Source organism: Nostoc sp. PA-18-2419 (genome assembly GCF_005869855.1).
Taxonomy (GTDB): Bacteria; Cyanobacteriota; Cyanobacteriia; order Cyanobacteriales; family Nostocaceae; genus Nostoc.
Window position 1 is genome coordinate 111,818 of the sequence record NZ_SZNH01000006.1, and the last position, 21,394, is coordinate 133,211.

Genomic DNA, 21,394 nt, shown 5'->3' on the forward strand with positions numbered 1-21,394 from the left:
TCGCTCGTGATTATTAATCTCATAGCTAGGGCGATCGCATCTAGAAAATGAGATTAGGGATAAACTGGAGTCGATTGCATCAATCTAGTCAGGATGAGGACTACAACCACAGCCATTAAACTCCTTTTTAAGGAATTACTAAGGGAGTTATGTCCCCGTCCGATGCTAGAGTGAAAGATGACATTGCTTAATCTTATGTCTTCAACGACCTTATCTGAAATATAGCTTCAATCATTAGGCGCAGCATGGTCACAACCGCAGAAAAAACAAACATAGGCTACATTACCCAAATCATTGGTCCAGTTGTAGACGTTAAATTTCCCGGCGGGAAATTGCCGCAAATCTACAACGCTTTGACCATCAAAGGCACCAACGAAGCTGGACAGGAAATCAACCTCACCATTGAAGTACAGCAATTGCTGGGCGACAACCAGGTGCGGGCTGTTGCAATGAGTTCCACTGATGGCTTGGTACGTGGTCTGGAAGTCGTCGATACAGGCGCTCCCATTAGAGTGCCAGTTGGTAAAGCCACCTTGGGTCGGATTTTCAACGTCCTTGGCGAACCCGTGGACAATAGAGGACCTGTAAATGCTGAGGACACCTTACCTATCCACCGCTCTGCTCCCAAATTCACTGAACTGGAAACCAAACCTTCAGTGTTTGAAACTGGGATTAAAGTTGTTGACCTCCTGACACCCTATCGACGCGGCGGTAAGATTGGTCTGTTCGGCGGTGCTGGTGTTGGTAAAACCGTGATCATGATGGAGTTGATTAACAACATCGCTACTCAGCACGGTGGAGTGTCTGTTTTCGCTGGTGTGGGTGAACGCACCCGTGAAGGCAATGACCTCTACAACGAAATGATTGAATCTGGGGTTATCAACAAAGATAATCTCAACGAATCGAAGATTGCTCTAGTTTACGGTCAGATGAACGAGCCACCCGGAGCGAGAATGCGGGTTGGTCTGTCCGGATTGACAGTGGCAGAGTACTTCCGTGATGTCAAAAAACAAGACGTGCTGCTGTTTATTGACAACATCTTCCGGTTCGTACAAGCTGGTTCAGAAGTATCAGCGCTCTTGGGTCGGATGCCTTCAGCGGTAGGATATCAGCCCACATTGGGAACTGACGTAGGTGAACTGCAAGAGCGGATTACCTCAACTACAGAGGGTTCTATTACCTCAATTCAAGCAGTATACGTACCAGCGGACGACCTCACTGACCCCGCACCTGCAACCACCTTCGCCCACTTGGACGGAACTACAGTACTGTCTCGCGGTTTGGCTGCTAAGGGAATTTATCCAGCGGTGGACCCCCTGGGTTCAACTTCCACCATGCTACAGCCGGGTATTGTCGGTGAGGAACACTACCAAACTGCTCGTGCCGTGCAATCAACTCTGCAACGTTATAAAGAATTGCAAGACATTATCGCCATTCTCGGTCTAGATGAATTGTCTGAAGAAGACCGTCTAGTAGTGGCGCGGGCACGGAAAGTTGAGCGCTTCTTGTCTCAGCCGTTCTTTGTGGCAGAAGTATTCACCGGTTCTCCTGGTAAATACGTGAAGCTGGAAGATACCATCAAAGGATTCAAAAAAATTCTCTCTGGTGAGTTGGATAGCCTGCCAGAGCAAGCGTTTTATTTGGTGGGCGATATTAACGAAGCAATCGCCAAAGCTGAAAAAATTAAAGGTTAGTCATTAGTCATTAGTCATTAGTCATTAGTCATTAGTTCAAATTCTAATGACTAATGGCAATTGCAAAAGACAACGGACAAAGGACAAAGGACAAAAGACAAATGACATTAACCGTTCGCGTAATTTCTCCAGATAAAACAGTCTGGGATGCTCCAGCCGAAGAAGTAGTTTTACCTAGTACTACTGGTCAGTTAGGTATTTTAACTGGACACGCACCACTGTTGACCGCCCTAGATACAGGTGTGATGCGAGTCCGTGCCGCTAAAAATCAAAATTGGGAAGCGATCGCTCTTTTAGGTGGTTTTGCTGAAGTAGAAGAGAATGAAGTCACAATTCTCGTTAACGGCGCCGAACGTGGTGACAAAATTAACCTTGAAGAAGCCCGTACTGCTTATAACCAAGCAGAAGCACGTCTGGGTCAAGTGACAGCAGACGACCGTCAAGCACAAATCCAGGCGACTCAAGCCTTCAAACGTGCCCGCGCTCGGTTTCAAGCTGCTGGCGGTTTACTCTAATACCAATAGACCATTTGTAGAGACGCGATTCATGAGCCAGCGCGTTGCGTATTTTCCCTCCGTTGTAGCGACTGGTGTCGCGTCTTGACCCAAGGATGTGTTGCAATGATTAATTGAATTGGTATAACAATTTTGGATTTTAGATTTATTGCAAAATCGAAAATCACAAAAAACAAAGACGCAAAGGCATTCTTAGTGCTTCTGCGTCTTTTGTACGTTAAATCAATCAACAGACGCGATTTATCGCGTCTGTACACTCTCAATTACACCATCTCCGAAGAAGCCTGCACCACTGGCTGCGGCTGTGGCTGGAACATGAACAATGAGTAGACTACATCTCGGCGAATATTCACCATCATATCCAAGAACAGCTCGTAACCCTCGCTCTTGTATTCAATCAGCGGGTCTTTTTGACCGTAACCACGTAATCCCACTGATTCACGCAAAGCATCCATTTGTTGCAGGTGTTCTCGCCATAGGGTATCGATGCGTTGCAAAATAAAGAAGCGTTCAGCTTGGCGCATCAGTCCGGGTTGAACTTGGTCAATTTGCGCTTCTTTAAGGTCGTAAGCAATTCGCACCTGTTCGTGGAGGAAGGCTTTAATCTCAGTAACAGACATATCCTCCAATTGACTAGGCTGCAAATCCTCTAGCAGATAGACAAATTCTTTGACTTTCTCAACTAACTTTTCTAACTCCCACTCTTCAGAAGGTAAGTCTACGTTGATGTAGTAGTCAACGATGTCATCCATCGTTTTTTCGGCGTACTTGATTACCTGTTCTTTTAAGTCTTGACCTTCTAGCACCCGACGGCGTTCGGCGTAAATAGCACGACGTTGGTTATTCATCACCTCGTCATACTCAAACACCTGCTTGCGGATGTCATAGTAGTAGGTTTCGACTTTTTTCTGTGCGCCTTCCAAACTACGAGTTAGCATCCCCGATTCAATAGGCATATCTTCTTCCACTTGGAAGGCATTCATTAAACCAGCAACGCGATCGCCACCAAAAATCCGCAGTAAGTTATCTTCTAAACTCAGGAAAAATCTTGTCGAACCAGGGTCGCCTTGTCGTCCGGCGCGTCCCCGCAACTGGTTATCAATCCGGCGCGATTCGTGGCGTTCTGTACCAATGACGTGCAAACCGCCAAGTCCTACTACTTCATTATGCTCTCGGTCGGTAAATTGTTCGTATTCCTGTTTAATACCCTTATAAGCTGACCGCAATTTCTGAATTACTGGATCTGCTGTAGGGGCTTTTTCAGCCGCTATAGCTACTTTGTCTTCAGCTTCCAGTTCCGGTAAACTGCGATCGCCATACTCACGCACTGCAACTTCTACTGCTTGTTTGAGTAGCTGTTCTGTTTCTTTTGTCAATTGGGTGGGGAAAATTTCCGGTGAAGCCCGCCAGGTTTTGACTTTTTTACCAGGGACAAAACCTTGACCACCGCCGTGTCCTGTAGGTAATCCTGCTGCTCTTTGAATGCCAAAGGCATCTTCATCTTCTGGCATGACGATGCGAGGCATTAAATATTCTCGCAGCTTCAAACGCGCCATGTATTCGGAGTTACCACCCAAGATGATGTCTGTACCTCTTCCTGCCATATTAGTAGCAATGGTCACAGCACCTTTGCGTCCTGCTTGGGCGACAATTTCTGCCTCGCGTTCTACGTTTTCTGGTCGCGCATTGAGTAATTCGTGAGGAATTTCCAGCTGCTTCAATAGTTGACTCAGATATTCAGATTTTTCTACGCTCGTGGTTCCTACTAGCACTGGTCTCCCAGCTTGGTGCATTTCGGCACATTCTTTGGCGATCGCACCCCACTTGCCTGCTTCTGTCTTAAATACCATATCAGACCAATCTTGGCGATTTCTCGGTCTGTTAGTGGGAATTACCGTAACTTCTAGTTTGTAAATTTTTTCAAACTCTGGTTCTTCTGTTTTTGCTGTTCCCGTCATTCCACCCAACTTGGGATATAGCAAGAAGAGATTTTGATAAGTAATTGTTGCTAGAGTTTGAGTTTCTGGCTGAATTTCTACGTGTTCTTTGGCTTCAATTGCTTGGTGTAATCCATCACTCCACCGCCGTCCAGGTAGTACCCGACCGGTAAATTCATCCACAATCACCACTTCGCCATTACGAACGATGTAATTTACGTCCTTAAGGAAAAGTTCTTTAGCTTTAATCGCATTGAAAACAAAATGTGCCCAAGGATCTTCTGGGTCAAATAAATCTGTGACTCCCAAAAGATTTTCTGCCTCTGCAAAGCCTTCATCTGTTAGTAGCACGTTACGAGCTTTTTCATCTACCTCGTAATGCTCGTCTTTTTTGAGAGTCAGTGCTATTTCAGCAGCTTGCAAGTATTTTTCTGTAGGTCTTTCTACTTGTCCTGAAATAATCAGCGGTGTCCGGGCCTCGTCAATTAGAATTGAGTCCACCTCATCAATAACACAGTAATTGAACGGGCGTTGTACCACATCTTTCATGTCTGTGGCCATGTTGTCCCGCAGGTAGTCAAAGCCTACCTCACTGTTCGTCACATAAGTAATATCGCACTCATAATTTTTTTGGCGTTCAGTGGGAGTCATACTTGCCTGAATTAGCCCCACACTCAACCCCAAGAAGCGATGCACCTGTCCCATCCATTCCGCATCCCGACGAGCCAGGTAATCGTTGACAGTGATAACATGTACACCTTTACCAGTAAGAGCATTCAAATAACTAGGCAAGGTAGCTACTAGTGTTTTACCCTCACCAGTTTTCATTTCGGCAATTTGCCCTACATGCAAAATGATACCGCCAAGCAGTTGGACATCAAAGTGCCGTAAGCCTAAAACTCGCCGTCCTGCTTCTCGCACAACAGCATAAGCTTCTGGCAAAATATCATCCAGAATTTCGCCTTTGGCGAGTCTTTGTCTAAATTCTGTGGTTTTACCTTTTAACTCCTCATCAGAAAGAGTATTAATTTCTTCCTCTAAAAGGTTAATTTCAGTAACGGAAGGTTGGTATTTTTTCAGCTTACGAGCGTTGGGATCGCCCAACAAAAGTTTTAGCATGGCAGGTTATCGAACTGAATCAAAGGGGATGGGGATTAAAGGTTTGGCATCGATTATAAACATTTAACCCAATTCAACGCTTTTAGTTGAAAATGGGTATGAAATGAGAATTAACTCAAAAACACGAGAAAAACTGGTCAATCAGTTTCTTAAATGATTGGTTTTAACTCTTATCTTATATTTAGTCTTTCTTCATAGTATCATTTTGCCTCCAGATGGGGCATTGGGGATTGGGGATTGAGTATTAGGAAAGTTTTTCCAGTCCCTAGTGCCCAGTCCCTAGTCCCTACTTTTAATTTTCCCACTCTCGGCTGAGGCGGCGGAAGTTGTAGTCACTAGCACTGGGATGACAGCTCAGGCAGCTACCAATTTCAACAGGACGTGGTAGGTTAACTCCTGGATGCAAAGCTTTGAAATAACGCGAGTTGCTGAGACGATAGGGTGTTTCTTCATCATTGAGTTTGACACGGGAAAAAGTCAAAAGATACTTCCACACTAAAATGCGCGGCGGATCGACTAAAGGTTTGAGTTGTGCGCCGTAGTGCTGTGAGTCTTCCAGAAGATTTTTCCAAGTTTGGGTTGGGAAAACGGCTGGTGGTAAAGCGATGTGGCATGTGGAACAGTTTTCCAAATACAGTTCTTGCCCCAGTTGATATTGTGCAGGCACTACATCAACTGTGCCAATTTCGGCTGTGGGAGTAGCACTTTGGGCATTAGTTACCAAGGCTAGAAGCCAGCCCATAGCTAAACTCCACGTGATAATTACCAAAAGTAAAGCAAAAAATTGCCGTTTGAATTCGCGTTCTGCCCTTTGGTGTAGCCCGCCGTAGGCATCGCTTTTTTGCGGGTTCGTTTCTTGATCGCGCGATTTCCGCTTAACAAAAATTGACATTCCTCACATTCCCAGATACAAGTGGCGCTTGTGTTAATCATAGGACTTACGCAGTATTAGAAGTGTTTCAGATTATGCGTAAGTATTTTTGGCAAGGAATATGGCGATCGCATTTCTGGCGAATATCAAAATTAATATTATATATTTCTACAGCATACTACTGCTGTTTAAATTAACTCTTGAATTAAGGAATGGGAACTGATCGCAATAATCGTTCAATAACAGTTCTAGCGTTGCGTCCTCCTCTGGGAATCAGGCGATGGCAAATAACGTGAGGAACAAGAAATTTCACATCATCGGGAATGGCATAATCACGCCCTAAAAGAAAAGCTAGCGCTTGGGTAGCCCGGTGTAAAGCGACTGTGCCGCGCGGACTGACACCAAGAGCAATTTCCTCGTCTTGGCGTGTTGCCCTTACTAATTCGAGGATGTATTGTTGCAAAGAGGTTGCCACTCTGACTTGAGAGCAAAGGTAACGCAATTCCTGTACTTCTGCCAAGGTAATACAAGGCTGTAAATCAGCAACTTTAACACCATTTTGGAGATTTTGCAGCATTTGGAGTTCTTCTGACTCAGAAGGATAACCCAAACTCAACGACAACATAAACCGATCCATTTGCGCTTCTGGCAAGGGAAAAGTACCTTGATACTCAATCGGATTTTGAGTAGCAATCACAAAAAACGGTTGAGGAACTGTACGAGAGACACCATCGACTGTTACCTGATGCTCTTCCATAACTTCCAGCAAAGCTGACTGGGTGCGGGGTGTGGCGCGGTTAATTTCGTCAGCTAGTAGCACATTGGCAAAGGCTGGCCCTGGAAGAAAAGTAAATTCACCACTTTTTGGATTCCAGATGTTGGTACCAGTGATGTCAGTTGGTAGTAAATCCGGGGTGCATTGTAGCCGTTGAAACCTGCCATCCACTGAATGAGCTAAAGATTTAGCAAGCAGGGTTTTGCCAACGCCTGGAACATCTTCTAAGAGGGCATGACCACCACCTAACAAGGCGACTAACACTAAGCGTATTGCCTCAGTTTTGCCAACGATGGTAAGAGTCAGATTTTGTGTTAGAGCGTCAATTTTTTCTCTCATACAGTGTGGGGAGTGGGGAAGATAGGGAGCAGAGGGAAGAATAATAACTCCTCACTTAACAGTCAACAGTCAACAGTCAACAGTAAGCACTCCCAATGCCCTATCTATTGTGCCCACTCAGCACTCAGCACTCAGCACTCAGTACTAAGAACTTGTCTAGCAGCTAGGCAGTCAAGTTGAATTTGTGTTTTTAAGGCTTCTAGAGAAGGAAATTTTTGTTCAGGGCGCAAAAATTTGACTAGCTCTACAGCCAGTTTTTTACCATACAAATCACCCGACCAATCGAATAGATGTACTTCCACAGATGCAGAAACACCATTTACAGTTGGACGGTTACCGATATTCATCACACCCAATATCTCACTAGGAGAGACATCTGGTATTTCACTAACAGTAAAAACCCGAACAGCGTAAACTCCTTGACGAGGTAAAAACTTTTCTTTTGGCAACTGGAGGTTGGCGGTAGGAAAGCCAATGGTTCTGCCTAGTTGCTGTCCTTGAACTACTACACCAAGGAGACTATAGGAGCGTCCTAGTAAGAGATTTGCATTTTCGATGTCGCCATCTTCAAGGGTTTGGCGGATCAATGAAGTGCTAATGCGCGGATCTTGACTTGGAGTAGTACTGGTGCAACTGCTTTGGGTAGGTGAGTCAGCTGTATAACTTTGTAAGGGAACGATAATAACAGGAATATTGTACTTGGCGGCGAGTAATTGCAAATCTTTAGCAGTACCACTACGCTTTTTGCCAAAACAAAAATCTTCCCCGATACTAATTCGCTGGCATTGGAGTTGTTGAACGAGAATTTTTTCCACAAATTCTTCAGGGGTCAAAGCAGATAATTCTTTGTCGAAGGGTAGTAGTACCAGTTGTTCTACCCCAAGCGATCGCAATTGTTGGACTTTTTCATCAAGTGGCGTTAACAAAGTCCGGGGTTGCCCCGTAAAAAACTCGTGTGGATGGGGGTCAAAGGTGACAACTGTCGAGTAGGTATATTGTTGATTTGTCAGTTGTTGATTTTCGTTGGACTGTAGACTAGTGACTACTGACAACTGACCACCAGCGTGCAATACTGGCTCAATTACCCTTTGATGACCAAGATGTACACCATCAAATTTGCCAAGTGCAACAGCAGTCGGCGTTAGTAGCCCTTCGGTGGAAGAAGCAACCCACACAGAACACCCATTTTGAGACAAATTTAGCACGTGGATTCTGAGATTTTAGGTTTATTTTAGCGATCAGCAGGAAGCTACCTTATAGTAAACCGCTTTCAGGAGGACAGGTTTTATAGTACCGACTTGTCCTTTGTTATTAGTCATTAGTGTTTTGTCATTGGTCATTTGTCTTATGACCACTGCTCAAGGCTTAATAACTAACGACTAGAGAGTGTCCTCCTGTTGTCGCCTTTGTTTTGTAATCAGCGCGGCGACAACTTGCTTAGGCAGCGCTGTCTTACCGTATTGCCAACAAGTACGCTCTGGCGCTGAAAGCTTCTGATCACCAATCTAATCTAAAATCTACAATTGCTTTGATCGCAATATCTAGACAGAAAACTTGCTAACAGGAAAAGATTCTGATAATGAAACTGAGGTGGAAACTTGAAGTACGATTCCTTCCCGTGCCATGATTGCACCAGGGAATTTCTCAGCGGCTTGTTTTCCTACACGATCTAAAAAATCATCATTGTGCGCCGGGTCATGGTGATAGATTACCAAAGTTTTGACATTAGCAGCTTGTGCTATTTTGACAGCTTCTTGCCAGGTAGAATGTCCCCAGCCAATTTTTGGAGATGTTGGTGAGTAATATTCTTCGTCAGTATAGGTAGAATCGTAAATTAGGATGTCGGCATCACGAGATAGCCAAAGCACATTGTCATCAAGTCGGTCAGGAAAGTGTTCGGTATCAGTAATGTAAACAGCAGCACCATCACGCCAGTTGACGCGGTATCCTACAGCTTCACCTGGATGATTTAAAGGTGCTGTTTCGACGATAATGTCATCGATATGTATTGGTTGCCCTGCTCGAATGTCGTGAAAACTTAAATTGGCTTGCATAATCTGCAAGGGCACAGGAAAGTTCGGGTGGAGCATCTGGTCATTGAGGCGCTGTTCTATGGTAGAACCATCAGGAGCGATCGCCCCGTAAATGTGAAAATTATTCCCTTTAACAAATCCTGGAACAAAGAAGGGAAAACCCTGCATGTGGTCCCAGTGCGAGTGGGTGAAAAATATATGGCCTTCTAACGGCATCTGGCGCAATAAAGATTGCCCCAAAACATGCAGTCCCGTACCACCATCGAAAATTAAGCGTTTACCGCCCACTTGCATCTCAACGCAAGGGGTATTCCCGCCGTAACGAACAGTGTGTGGCCCTGGACTGGGGATGCTGCCGCGAACCCCCCAAAATTGTACGGTAAATTGGTTCTCTATCCTAGACATGGGTGTTGCTTGCTGGACTGAGCGGGCGATAAATGAAAAAATTGTTACTGATTTTGTTTAAGTTTATGTTGTCTCACTGATTTTGGTAAGGAAGGATTAGAGGGAGAATTTCTTGGTAAAACAGCATACACTGTTTCCGGCTGATTGTGTAAATCTCAATCAGGCTCTCTAAAGTAAAATCTTTAAGTTTTTCGAGTGGATGTGTATCTGTTATTTCATTGCCCCTACGTTATAGCCTACATTTTGAGCTAATGCATTTGATTAATTCTATTTTTTCACTCATAAACCTGTAAATTTAGGGAAACTTGAATTCCCACTCAGACATTTTATCTAGTCCAGTTCCATAGGTAAGGTTGTATTGTAATGGAGTTATACTGATATAGTTATTACGTATGACATAGACATCTGTTGGCACATTTTGTGGCAAATTTAATCCAGCTGGGGGTTCTACATCCTCAATGACTTCTCCAGTTAACCAGTAGTAGGTTTTTCCCCGAGGATCGACTCGTTTGTCAAAGACATCTATGTAACGTCGGACTCCTTGGCGCGTAAGAGTCGCTCCGGCAATTTCTTCCCACTTCACAGCAGGAATATTAACATTGAGCAACATCAAATCTGGCAGTGGTTTTTGGGCTAACTGGTCTAAGAGAATTTTGACGAACTTGGCAGCAGGTTGAAAATCTTTCGAGGTATGGCTGGTAAGACTCACCGCTACACTGGGAATACCTTCAATCAGACCTTCCATTGCCGCAGAAACAGTACCAGAATACAAAATTTCAGTTCCCAAATTAGCACCTTGATTAATGCCAGAGAGAACGAAATCGGGGTGAGTGTCTAGCAAAGCCCACAGCGCCAATTTGACGCAATCTGAAGGCGTACCATCGCAAGCCCAAGCTTTAACAGCTGGATCGAAAATTGATTCCACAATTTCAGCACGAATTGGTTGGTGCATAGTTAATCCATGTCCAGTTGCCGATCGCTCTCGGTCTGGGCAAACTACAGTAACATCATGCCCTGCTTGTGCTAAATAGTTGGCTAGAGTACGAATACCTAAGGCGGAAATGCCGTCATCGTTGCTAATTAGTAATTTCATAGTCATTGGTCATTGGTCATTAGTTATTTGTTATTTTTTATTAGCCATTTGTCAATGTCAAAGGTCACACGCATTAGGTAAAAGAACACATTTACCCACCCACTGTTCTCTAGGTAATAAACGGAAGTTTGGTTTCCAGTGTTGCCTTTAGTCTAGTTGAGGCATACCTATAAGTTTCTTTATCGAGCAGTTCACAGCTTTTGACTATAGACTAATGACTAATGACCTGTTTGACCAATGACTAATAACTAATGACTAGCAATTTAGAAGCTCAACTTTTAGCACTGCGGCAGCAAGGAGAACAAGCGATCGCCGCCGCTAATACCCTAGAACGCCTAGAAGAACTCAGAGTTAACTATCTGGGTAAGAAAGGAGAACTGGGGGCACTGTTGCGAAGTATGGGGCAGCTGAGTGCAGAGGAGAGACCGATAATTGGGGCGATCGCCAACACAGTCAAAGAATCCCTGCAAACTAGTCTAGACCAACAACGCGCCGCCTTGGAAGCCGCGCAAATTCGCTCCCAGCTAGAAGCTGAAACTCTCGATGTCAGTATGCCGGGAATTTACCGTCCCCAAGGTCGCATTCATCCTCTCAATGGCATTATTGACCGGGCACTCGATATCTTTGTCGGTATGGGCTACACCGTAGCTCAAGGACCAGAGATGGAAACAGATTACTACAATTTTGAGGCGCTCAACACCCCGCCTGACCATCCAGCCCGCGATATGCAGGATACATTTTACCTGCCAGACGGCAATCTGCTGCGAACTCATACCTCGTCAGTGCAAATTCGCTACATGGAAAGAGAGGAACCACCGATTCGGGTTGTGGCTCCAGGACGAGTTTATCGGCGAGATAGTGTAGATGCAACTCACTCCGCGGTTTTCCATCAAATAGAACTTTTAGCCATTGATGAAGGATTAACTTTTACAGACCTCAAGGGGACAATTAAAGTATTTTTACAGACAATATTTGGCGAGTTACCTATTCGCTTCCGCGCCAGTTATTTCCCGTTTACTGAACCTTCTGCTGAGGTGGATTTGCAGTGGAATGGCCGCTGGCTGGAGGTGATGGGCTGCGGGATGGTCGATCCAAATGTCCTCAAAGCAGTCGGTTATGACCCAGAAATTTATACTGGTTTTGCAGCCGGTTTTGGTGTAGAACGCTTTGCAATGGTGTTACATCAAATGGATGATATTCGTCGCTTGTATGCTAGTGATTTGCGATTTTTGCAACAATTTTAGTCAGGCATTAGCAGAGTATATCCTAGCAAAAACAGTGGATTTGTCAGTTTCAGAAGTCAACGAGACTATATCAGATTGAAGTAAACTATCAGTACCAACATTGCTTTACACTGTATGACTGCGATCGCTGGCAAACATCTAACGCTTGAGGAAAATTTGAACTATGATGATGGCACGGATAGCCATTATGAATTGGTGGCAGGTGAATTAGTTGCAATACCACCTGAAAGCCCAAAAAATGTCCAGATATCTCTCTTTTTGCTGATAAATTTCCTCAAGTTTGTTCCAGTTAATCGGTTAAGTAACAAAGTTGAAATTATTGTTGCTGGTTCTCGTGCGACAATTCGCATTCCTGATTTAGTTGTGCTGACGGATGAACTTGCAACAGCCCTAGAAGGTGCAACGCGATCCACAATCACTGTGGATATGCMACCTCCAGCATTAGTTGTTGAAGTTGTTTCTCCAGGCAAAGCTAACGAAGACCGGGACTATCGTTACAAACGTTCTGAGTATGCTGCAAGGGGAATTGCTGAATATTGGATTATTGACCCCCAAAGAAATGCAATTACCGTACTAATATTAGTTGACGGGTTTTATGAAGAAACCAGATTTGTAGGAAATACTGCGATCGCTTCTACTATTTTCCCAGAATTACAATTAACCACAGAGCAAGTACTCAACGTTGGATAAAGGAAGACAGACGAAGTGATTTGAGAGGTGCGATCGCTTTTCAAACTTTCGTTATCTCAAACAGTAAGGTTCAAATCTCTCATCTAAGTATTTGGCGAGAAACTTCTCGGCGATCGGATCCCTCGATCAAGCGATTTTCTAGTCTGTAAACCAGCCTGTTGCTGACCATAACTATTGGTAAACTAGAGGCAACGCCAGTATCTGCTAAGTGATTTTACCCCAAATGAACGAATCAGAAGACTTTCGCCGAAATCTTCTCAGATGCTTGGGAGGTGAGTGGCCCGAGCCTTGTCCGCTCGATCCACGGCTGGAGGACTCTATAGCTCGTGAGGGATATCGAATTGACAAAGTAACATATCAGGTCGAACTTGGAGAGCGTGTGCCTGCATATGTTCTTGTACCGGATGGTGTGACTTCCAAATCACCTGCCCCAGCGATCGCTGTCTGGCATCAGCATAATAATAATTGGGCGCTTGGCAAAAGCGAACCGGCTGGTCTTATAGGCGATCCGACACAATTCACAGGTGTTGCTCTGGCACATGAAGGATATGTTGTGCTTTGTCCAGACGCCCTGTGCTTTGAGGAACGACAGGACTCGATTCTTCGAGGAGGTGATTTTGAGCGCTTTGCTTTCTTGCGCTATCTCGTGAACGGGAAGTGCCTTGCATGGAAATACATACTTGATATGCATAGAGCTATCGACTACTTGTGCTCGCGACCAGATGTGAATGCTAATGCCATCGGTTGCTACGGTCATTCCCTTGGCTCGATTTTCACATGCCTGGTTGGCCCGTGGGAGACACGCCTCAAATGTTTAGTGGGAAATTGCACTTTGCCTATTTACTCAGCGATTCATAGGACTCGTTTGATTATTGATTTCAGCATCTTTATTCCTGGTTTGAACCAATACGGTGATACGCCGGATATTGCAGCACTGATAGCTCCTCGTCCTCTACACCTCAATTTTGGCACCGAGGATAAACGCAGTCCAATGCTTGAGGTCAGGAAGGCTATGGAGACAATTGAGAAGGCTTATTATAAGTGTGAAGCCAAAGATAGCTTTACCTACTTTATTGAGGAGAACCAGGGGCACGTATTGTCTGAGCAGATGTGGGAGCGTGCGAAATCTAAGTTTCTCAAATATTTGCCGCCAAAAGGTGGTCGGTGAATTACACTAACCACCATGCGTGAGACTTTATTTAACTATTCCTGAATGACCTGGAATATCTGCTAAAGGTTCAAATCTCCCACCTAAATATTTAGCGAGAAACTCTTCGGCGATCGCAAAGAAATGTAAGCGATTTTCTGGTCTGGCAAAACCATGTCCTTCATCAGGGTAAAGTGCATATTGCACAGGTAAACCAGCCTGTTGCATTGCGTTAACAATTTGGTCGCTTTCTGCTTGCTTTACTCGTGGATCGTTTGCACCTTGACCAATTAGTAAAGGTTTTTGAATTTTGTCAACGAAAAATAAAGGCGATCGCGATTTCAAAAACTCTGCTTCTGTTTCTAAATTGCCAACGCGGTGATAAAACATCGCTTTGAGCGGTTCCCAATAAGGCGGTATAGTTTGGATTAAACTAATCAAGTTACTTGGGCCCACAATATCCACACCAGCAGCAAAAATTTCTGGTGTAAAAGTCAACCCCACTAGAGTCGCGTAACCACCATAAGAACCACCCATAATCGCAATCTTTTGCGGGTCAGAAATACCTTGTTCCACTAGCCAATTAACACCATCAATTAAATCATCGTGCATTTTGCCAGCCCATTCTCGGTTTCCAGCATTCACGAATGCCTTACCATAACCAGTGGAGCCCCGAAAATTTAGTTGTAAAACAGCATAACCCCGGTTAGCTAGCCATTGCGCTTCTGGATCTAAACCCCAGGTATCCCGCCCCCAAGGGCCGCCGTGAACCAAGAGTACTGTTGGTAAATTCTGGCTAGCTATTCCTACAGGAGTTGTTAGGTAACCGTGGATAGTTAAACCATCCCGCGCCTCGTAGGAAATTGGTTGCATTGAAGCTAACTCCAAGTCTTCGAGTTTCGGTTGGTTGCTGAAGAGGAAAGTGCTAGTTTTTGACTCTCGGTTGTAGGCATAGTAATAAACTGGGCCATCGTCAGTGTTGTAAGCTACTAGCCAGTTTTTATCTTCTAAGTCGCGGCTAATTAAAGAGAACTCCCCTGAACGTAATTTAGCAATTTCTTCAAAATCAGCAGCAATACTTTGGTCAATTACTCGCCATTCCTGTTTGTCTTTGTAGAAAGAAACTGCTTCGATAACTCGCGTCACTGGCTGAATAATTATCCCCACAACATCGTACTGCCAATCTTCAGCAATGACAGTTTCTTGACGGGTATTTAAATCAACAGCTAGCAGGCGTTGGGCGTTAGCATCATGATTAGCTTCAATGTATAGTGTTTTGCCATCGCCTGAAAAGCTAATAGGACTCCCTTCTTCTTCTGGCCCCCAGTGGCGGAGAATTTCCCATTGTTTATCTGTGCTTTCCCGTAGTAACAAATCATAACCACCATCAGGGGTGCTAGCTGTTGCTGCGTTTACTTGGAAATCGGTATCTGCTGTCCAACTAAGAATATTACCTGGGTTGTCAGTGTCAAACTCTACTGCACCATTTTTCAGGTTAATACGGTAAACGTCGAACTTTTGCGGGTTATTCAAGTTCAACGCCACCAGTATTTCGTCTGGAAATTTAGGTTCTATTTCTACCACTTCTGCTTTCACACCTTGAAATGGTGTTAAATCGCGGGTAATCTTTGAGTGAATATTGACTAAGTAGAGGTGAAAGTTTTCATCACCGTCTGAGTCTTGCATGTAAATCAACTGGTCAGCATTATAAGTCCAAAAGAAAATGCGGATACCGCGTTTTTTGTCCGCAGTTAGTATTTGGTCATCTTCTTGTCCTATAGTTCGTAACCATACCTGCAAGATATTTTGTTCATCGGGGGCGATATATGCCAAATATTTGCCATCAGGTGAGAGTCTTGGGCTAGCTTTTTCGGGATTTCCAAATAGAATTTCGCGCGGAATCAGTGGTGGTAGTGAGGTTACTGTTGTTGATGACATATTTTTATCCTCTAGTTGAGCGAATAATTCGTAATTGGTAATAATTTGTAATTAGTAATTTGTAATTAATTTATTACAGTTTCATCCCCTAATTCCGTTACGGATCAAAATAAACATTTTTCATGGTTTCAAGCAAGGGAATTCATCTGTGGGGCAGCAATTACGAATCATGTTGACTACCCTATTGTTACTTGGCGGTAAAAATGATAGTTCATCCGATTGGGTGAATCTAGCCGGAAAATTGTAGCAAACAGCGAAGAATGATTTGTAACTATAACTTAGTATAAATTATAGCAGGAGGCAGTTCGCGTAGCGTGTCGAAGACAAGGCAGCTATGCTGKAGGCAGGAGGTAAAACTATTACTATTCCTAGCATTCATCTTTTCAAAATGTCCTAACCTCTGTGACTACGGCTATAAAGTTTGTGAATAAATCTCTGATACTCGGCCACAAGTCTTTGATACTCATCAATACTTAGTTATGAGACTTACAAATAAAAAATGTGAATTCGACGAACCTATCCCTGGCTTGAACAAAGCAAGGTTAGCGACAATTATCGCAATGTCCACAACGCCAGTTGGCTGCTTCTTTGTCAAAACCAAAGGCGTTTAACAAAAATTGCCAACGACACTGCTTACTTGTAAGATATTGCTGCATTTGTTTGGCAGCGTGTAATTGCGTCGCTGGCTGATTTTTGGCTTTTTCCTCAATGGTGTAATGAAAAGGGTCAAGCCAGTTTAACTGACTGTTGCTGTGGAGTAAAGCTAAGGCTGTAGCAGCTTCGGGAAATTGCCGGGTTACTAGGTTGACTTCTCCCTGTTTTGGTAATTTTTTCACAAGTTGCTGCGCTATTTGTTGTTGCGATCGCATTTTTTCAACAAAAAACTCCTGTCTTTGCTTATCTTCTGAATCTAACCAGCCCGTCGGTTCACTTACCAACGTTAAGGCTTGGGCTGGTTTCCCATCTCTTCCAGCACGGCCAATTTCTTGCACATATTCCGAAAGCAGATGTGGCGCGTGAAAATGAATTACCCAGCGCACATCTGCTTTATTAATCCCCATACCAAACGCACAGGTGCAAACCACAAAGGGCATTTTGCCACTTAACCAGCTGGCTTCCACTGCACGGCGTTCTGCTGCACCTAATCCTGCATGATAACTCGCTGTTGCATAACCCATGTCTGCTAACCATTGGGCTAAATCTTCGCTATCTCGCCTAGTGCGAACGTAAATTAACCCTGATTGTTGCGGTCTATTTTGAATAAACTTTAATAATTGTTGTTTTCTACCTCGTGGCGTCCAAGCAATGCGAACACTGGGATGCAAATTAGGACGGTAAGGATTCAAGCGGAAAATCTCTGGTTGCTGTAATTGTAAAACTGTTTGAATAATTTTTTGTGCTAAGGGGTCGGCAGTCGCAGTAAAAGCCGCAATGCAGATTTTTGTTCCTGGTGGTTTTGATTTGAGCAATGCAGGGCGTACCGCACCTAATCTGCGATAAGCTGGGCGAAAAGTATCACCCCACTGGACTAAACAATGAGCTTCATCCAAAATCAAACCGTTAATTTGCAATTGCGGCTGAGTTAATTTTTCCCAGACTGGGGTACTCAACAATGTTTCTGGTGATAAATATAGTAATCTTAGCTGTTGGCGTTCTAAAGCTTGCAGAGTTGCACGGCGTTGAGATGAAGACAATTCACTATGCAAAAGTGCTGCTTTTTGGTGGTTTTCTCGTAGTTCTTGTACTTGATTTTCCATCAACGCCACCAAGGGCGAAACTACTATAGTTAATCCTGTTTGTAGGAGTGCAGGAAGTTGAAAACAAATCGATTTACCTCCACCTGTGGGCATAATAATCAGCGCATCTTTTTGTGCTAACAAACTGCTGATGATTTCTCCCTGTGGTGGACGAAAATCTTCATAACCCCAAATTTTTTTAAAAGCTGCAAGAACTTCTTGCCAAGATTTTATAGTCGGCTGATTCATAATCAATACTAGATGCACCCATATTCTTGAACACTGAATATAGCTTCTGGTTTGCAGCTAATGGTTCAGTATTTTCATCATCTGAATATTGCAATTCACTAAGCACAACAATGAATTATAATTAATTATTATTTTTTAATTATTAAATGAAATATGAACGAAGAGTTAAAGAATAGATTTTACATTAACACTGATAAATCTAAATTAGATATTAAAATGATTCATGATTTTTTACAAATTTCTTATTGGGCAGAAAACATCCCATTAGCAATGGTCGAAAAATCAATAAACAATTCTTTATGTTTTGGATTATATGAGAGCGAACAACAAGTTGGTTTTGCAAGAGTTATTACTGATTATGCGACTTCTGCCTTATTAAAAGATGTTTTTATTTTGGAGCCTTATCGAGGACAGGGTTTAGGTAAATGGTTTGTAGAATATATTTTAGAATATCCAGAATTGCAAGATATTCAAAGATGGATGTTAGGTACAAGAGATGCTCATGGACTTTATCGGCGTTATGGTTTTAAAAATTTGACTGAGCCGGAAAGAATCATGATGCGTTTAAATTATAATTGCGATCGCACTTGAGCAATACTTAGTAGTAAGTCATAGCAAAAATCAATTTAGCATCTGGAATTGGTAAAAAGCTTGCAGTATAAATGTTCTTTATTTTGACTTTTGCGTTGCTATACCAGCTTGCTAAAGCGTGAGCAAACTAGTGCGATCGCATGATTCATACTTCGATTCAGCTACGCCAAATTCAGAATATAGACAAAAAAGTAGGGTAGCACAGATGTGTTACCCTACTTTTACTTTCCAACCGGCTGTAAATCAAGACAGAAGCGTTTTTACACTTTCTGTGCAGATACACCTTGTTGTTTTTGTTGACTTTGCAAAGATGCATACAACCTATTCAAGGCATTTACATAAGCTTGCGCTGATGCCACGATGATATCTGTATTCGCCGCATGACCAGAAAATACTCTAGATTCATAACGTAAACGAATTGTCACTTCGCCTATTGCATCAATACCTGCTGTTACTGATTGCACAGAAAACTCAATCAATTCGTTAGGCACATTTACCACGCGGTTGATTGCTTTATAAACGGCATCAACTGGCCCAGTACCAATTGCTGCATCAGTTAATTCTTCACCTTCTGGGGTACGCAGAGTAACTGTAGCGGTAGGACAGGCGTTGCTACCACAGGAAACTTGCACTAGTTCTACACGGAATAAATCTGGTGCTTGTTGGATTTCATCGTTGACAATTGCTTCTAAATCGCGATCAGATATTTCTTTCTTTTTATCTGCAACTTCTTTGAATCTGACGAATGCTTTATTTAATTCGCTATCTGACAATTCAAAACCCAATTCTTTTAACCGGGTGCGAAAAGCATTTCTCCCTGAATGTTTACCCAAAACTATTTGATTGTCTGTCAAACCAATCAATTGGGCATCCATAATTTCATAGGTGAGCTTATTTTTTAATACACCATCTTGATGAATACCAGACTCATGGGCAAAGGCATTTGCCCCAACGATCGCTTTATTAGGTTGCACTAGCATTCCTGTCAAATTAGAAACTAAACGTGAGGTTCTATAAATCTCACGCGTGTCAATATTTGTCAGGGATTCTTGAGATTCTTCTGGCCTTCCGAAATAGGGATTAAAATATTGTCGTCGCACATGCAACGCCATTACTAACTCTTCTAATGATGCATTGCCGGCACGTTCACCAATGCCATTGATTGTACATTCTAGTTGACGTGCGCCATTTTTTACAGCTTCTAAAAAGTTAGCAACTGCCAAGCCTAAATCATTATGACCGTGAACCGAAATAATCGCTTGGTCGATGTTGGGAACATTTTCTTTAATGCCTTTAATCATCGCTCCAAATTCGCTTGGGGTGGTGTAACCAACTGTATCGGGAATGTTAACTGTTGTTGCACCAGCTGCGATCGTCGCTTCTAATACTTGATACAAAAACTCTGGATCGGAACGGGCTGCATCCATCGGCGAAAATTCCACATCTGTCATGAAGGATTTAGCATAAGCCACCATTTCTTCGGCGATCGCTAATACTTCTGCCCGTGACTTGTGCAATTGATATTCTAAATGAATATCTGAAGTCGAAATAAATGTGTGAATTCTACCTTTGACTGCTGGTTTTAACGCTTCGGCAGCAGCTTCAATATCTGCTTTAATCGCCCTTGCCAAACTGCAAATTACAGGACCATTTTCTGTCCCAACAATTTCAGCAATCTTGCTTACTGCTTCAAAATCTCCCGGACTGGCAAAGGCAAATCCTGCCTCAATTATATCCACACCTAGCCTTGCTAATTGTTTAGCAATAACTAATTTTTCGTCTATATTTAGGGTTGCTCCGGGACACTGCTCTCCATCTCGCAGTGTAGTATCAAAAATCAGGATTTTATCAGTTTTAGTTGTCATTTGCGCTTTTTTGTTTAGTTTTTACTTTTGACTGAAAATATCTTCAAACTTAGTTTTTATTTATACTTTAACCTTTGTAAATAATTATTAAATCTACTGCCCATCAGTTTTTTCTATTTGTTCTCTGATATCATTTAAATCTATATATCTATCAGTAGCGTTCCTGAGTTCTCTAGCAATCATTCCTTCTGTTGATACTACTGTAATATGTGTGTTTTTGGATCGTAATAGTTCGATTGCTCTTTCAAAATCTCCATCACCGCTAAATAATACAACTCGATCATACTGGTCTACTGTATTAAACATATCGACAACAATTTCAATATCTAAATTTGCTTTTTGTGAGTAACGACCAGAAGTATCATCATAGTATTCTTTAAGAATTTTAGTTCTGACTGTATATCCCAGACTAATTAGAGCATCTCGAAAACCTCGTTGATCTTGTGGGTCTTTTAAACCAGTGTACCAGAATGCATTGATTAATGTTGTTTCTGACTGCTCATGTTTGAAGTATTCTAAGACTCGTCGCGGGTCAAAAAACCACCCATTTTTTTGTTGAGCATAGAACATATTGTTTCCATCTACAAAAATAGACAGACGATTCATTGGAGAACCCATACAAACTTACACCTAATAATATAAATGAATTTAGATGGAACAATAGATTATAGCAATTTTCAAATGCCTTGTTTGCTAATATCTATAAAGTAGGTTTTTATCTATAGCTTTGATCCTGCCTCTTTAAAGGCATAAAAACTGCTGCAACATTAGAGTTGAGATCGTGGGTACTAAGCCTTATTCACCTCCGATACTGTAAGAGCCACGTGTAATCAAAATTTACCAATAAAATTGACCTAGTAACAGCATTCATCACTGCATAACACTAAAGTTTACCCTTAAAGAGGTATGGCATAACCTGAAGGAAGAATATGAGTAAATGCCTATATAGTAAGTAAAGCTTTCAGTATCAAGACATACTTTGCGGCCGATACCAATAGTTGCGCCCAAAACAGAAGACGGACTTGGAACCGCTTCTAGGAAAGCACCCAGTGAAAAGTATACCTGTTGGTTAGATTGAAGTAAAATCTCGTAGTAAACAAGTGCAAAGGCTGAGTATATTGGCTCCAATCTATGGGAGAATCACTAGTTGTAA

Annotated in this window: 16 protein-coding genes; 6 read left to right on the forward strand and 10 right to left on the reverse strand. The window is 42.8% G+C overall.

Annotated elements, in window-relative coordinates; genetic code table 11:
* Positions 1-245: 245 nt before the first annotated feature.
* Entirely contained in the window at positions 246-1,694 is a 1,449-nt protein-coding gene (atpD, locus tag FCR06_RS08560; protein WP_138498588.1) for a F0F1 ATP synthase subunit beta, read from the forward strand.
* Positions 1,695-1,795: 101 nt separating this feature from the next.
* Entirely contained in the window at positions 1,796-2,209 is a 414-nt protein-coding gene (atpC, locus tag FCR06_RS08565) for an ATP synthase F1 subunit epsilon (RefSeq protein WP_138498590.1), read from the forward strand.
* A gap of 263 nt (positions 2,210-2,472) precedes the next feature.
* Here atpC and secA read toward each other — a convergent pair whose 3' ends face one another.
* The 6 genes from secA to surE all read right to left on the reverse strand — a co-directional run bounded on the left by secA (position 2,473) and on the right by surE (position 10,781).
* On the reverse strand, positions 2,473-5,265 hold the full coding sequence (gene secA / locus FCR06_RS08570) for a preprotein translocase subunit SecA (RefSeq protein ID WP_138498592.1): 2,793 nt from the start codon (positions 5,263-5,265) through the stop codon (positions 2,473-2,475).
* 292 nt (positions 5,266-5,557) lie between these two features.
* The gene (locus FCR06_RS08575; RefSeq protein WP_138498594.1) at positions 5,558-6,157 is read right to left on the reverse strand and encodes a cytochrome C; all 600 of its coding nucleotides are present in this window, start codon (positions 6,155-6,157) and stop codon (positions 5,558-5,560) included.
* Positions 6,158-6,341: 184 nt separating this feature from the next.
* Positions 6,342-7,250: an AAA family ATPase gene (locus FCR06_RS08580; protein WP_138498596.1), complete on the reverse strand. Its 909-nt coding sequence runs from the start codon at positions 7,248-7,250 to the stop codon at positions 6,342-6,344.
* 131 nt (positions 7,251-7,381) lie between these two features.
* The gene (locus FCR06_RS08585; RefSeq protein ID WP_138498598.1) at positions 7,382-8,455 is read right to left on the reverse strand and encodes a bifunctional riboflavin kinase/FAD synthetase; all 1,074 of its coding nucleotides are present in this window, start codon (positions 8,453-8,455) and stop codon (positions 7,382-7,384) included.
* Positions 8,456-8,791: 336 nt separating this feature from the next.
* On the reverse strand, positions 8,792-9,688 hold the full coding sequence (locus FCR06_RS08590; protein ID WP_138498600.1) for an MBL fold metallo-hydrolase: 897 nt from the start codon (positions 9,686-9,688) through the stop codon (positions 8,792-8,794).
* Between the two features lie 295 nt (positions 9,689-9,983).
* Positions 9,984-10,781 (reverse strand): 5'/3'-nucleotidase SurE, encoded by a 798-nt coding sequence (gene surE / locus FCR06_RS08595; RefSeq protein WP_138498785.1) that lies wholly within the window; start codon positions 10,779-10,781, stop codon positions 9,984-9,986.
* Positions 10,782-11,032: 251 nt separating this feature from the next.
* On the opposite strand from surE, the gene pheS reads away from it, so the two are divergent.
* The 3 genes from pheS (at position 11,033) to FCR06_RS08610 (ending at position 13,883) form a co-directional block, all read left to right on the forward strand.
* Positions 11,033-12,025: a phenylalanine--tRNA ligase subunit alpha gene (pheS, locus tag FCR06_RS08600; protein WP_138498602.1), complete on the forward strand. Its 993-nt coding sequence runs from the start codon at positions 11,033-11,035 to the stop codon at positions 12,023-12,025.
* Positions 12,026-12,139: 114 nt separating this feature from the next.
* Positions 12,140-12,715 carry a Uma2 family endonuclease gene (locus FCR06_RS08605; RefSeq protein WP_138498604.1) on the forward strand — a complete coding sequence of 192 codons (576 nt, stop codon included), beginning with the start codon at positions 12,140-12,142 and terminating at the stop codon, positions 12,713-12,715.
* Between the two features lie 223 nt (positions 12,716-12,938).
* Positions 12,939-13,883, forward strand: a complete 945-nt coding sequence (locus FCR06_RS08610; protein ID WP_138498606.1) for a dienelactone hydrolase family protein — start codon at positions 12,939-12,941, stop codon at positions 13,881-13,883.
* Between the two features lie 27 nt (positions 13,884-13,910).
* Here the strand turns inward: FCR06_RS08610 and FCR06_RS08615 are convergent, their stop codons facing one another.
* Complete coding sequence (locus FCR06_RS08615; RefSeq protein WP_138498609.1) at positions 13,911-15,800, reverse strand: S9 family peptidase; 1,890 nt, start codon at positions 15,798-15,800, stop codon at positions 13,911-13,913.
* Between the two features lie 542 nt (positions 15,801-16,342).
* A complete protein-coding gene (locus FCR06_RS08620) occupies positions 16,343-17,785 on the reverse strand; it encodes a RecQ family ATP-dependent DNA helicase (protein ID WP_138498611.1) in 1,443 nt (480 codons plus the stop codon).
* Positions 17,786-17,938: 153 nt separating this feature from the next.
* Here FCR06_RS08620 and FCR06_RS08625 point away from each other — a divergent pair, with 153 nt between their 5' ends.
* A complete protein-coding gene (locus FCR06_RS08625; RefSeq protein WP_138498613.1) occupies positions 17,939-18,376 on the forward strand; it encodes a GNAT family N-acetyltransferase in 438 nt (145 codons plus the stop codon).
* A gap of 260 nt (positions 18,377-18,636) precedes the next feature.
* Here the strand turns inward: FCR06_RS08625 and FCR06_RS08630 are convergent, their stop codons facing one another.
* A complete protein-coding gene (locus FCR06_RS08630; RefSeq protein WP_138498615.1) occupies positions 18,637-20,241 on the reverse strand; it encodes a 2-isopropylmalate synthase in 1,605 nt (534 codons plus the stop codon).
* A 93-nt stretch (positions 20,242-20,334) separates the two neighbouring features.
* Positions 20,335-20,859 carry an NYN domain-containing protein gene (locus FCR06_RS08635; RefSeq protein ID WP_138498617.1) on the reverse strand — a complete coding sequence of 175 codons (525 nt, stop codon included), beginning with the start codon at positions 20,857-20,859 and terminating at the stop codon, positions 20,335-20,337.
* Positions 20,860-21,394 lie beyond the last annotated feature (535 nt).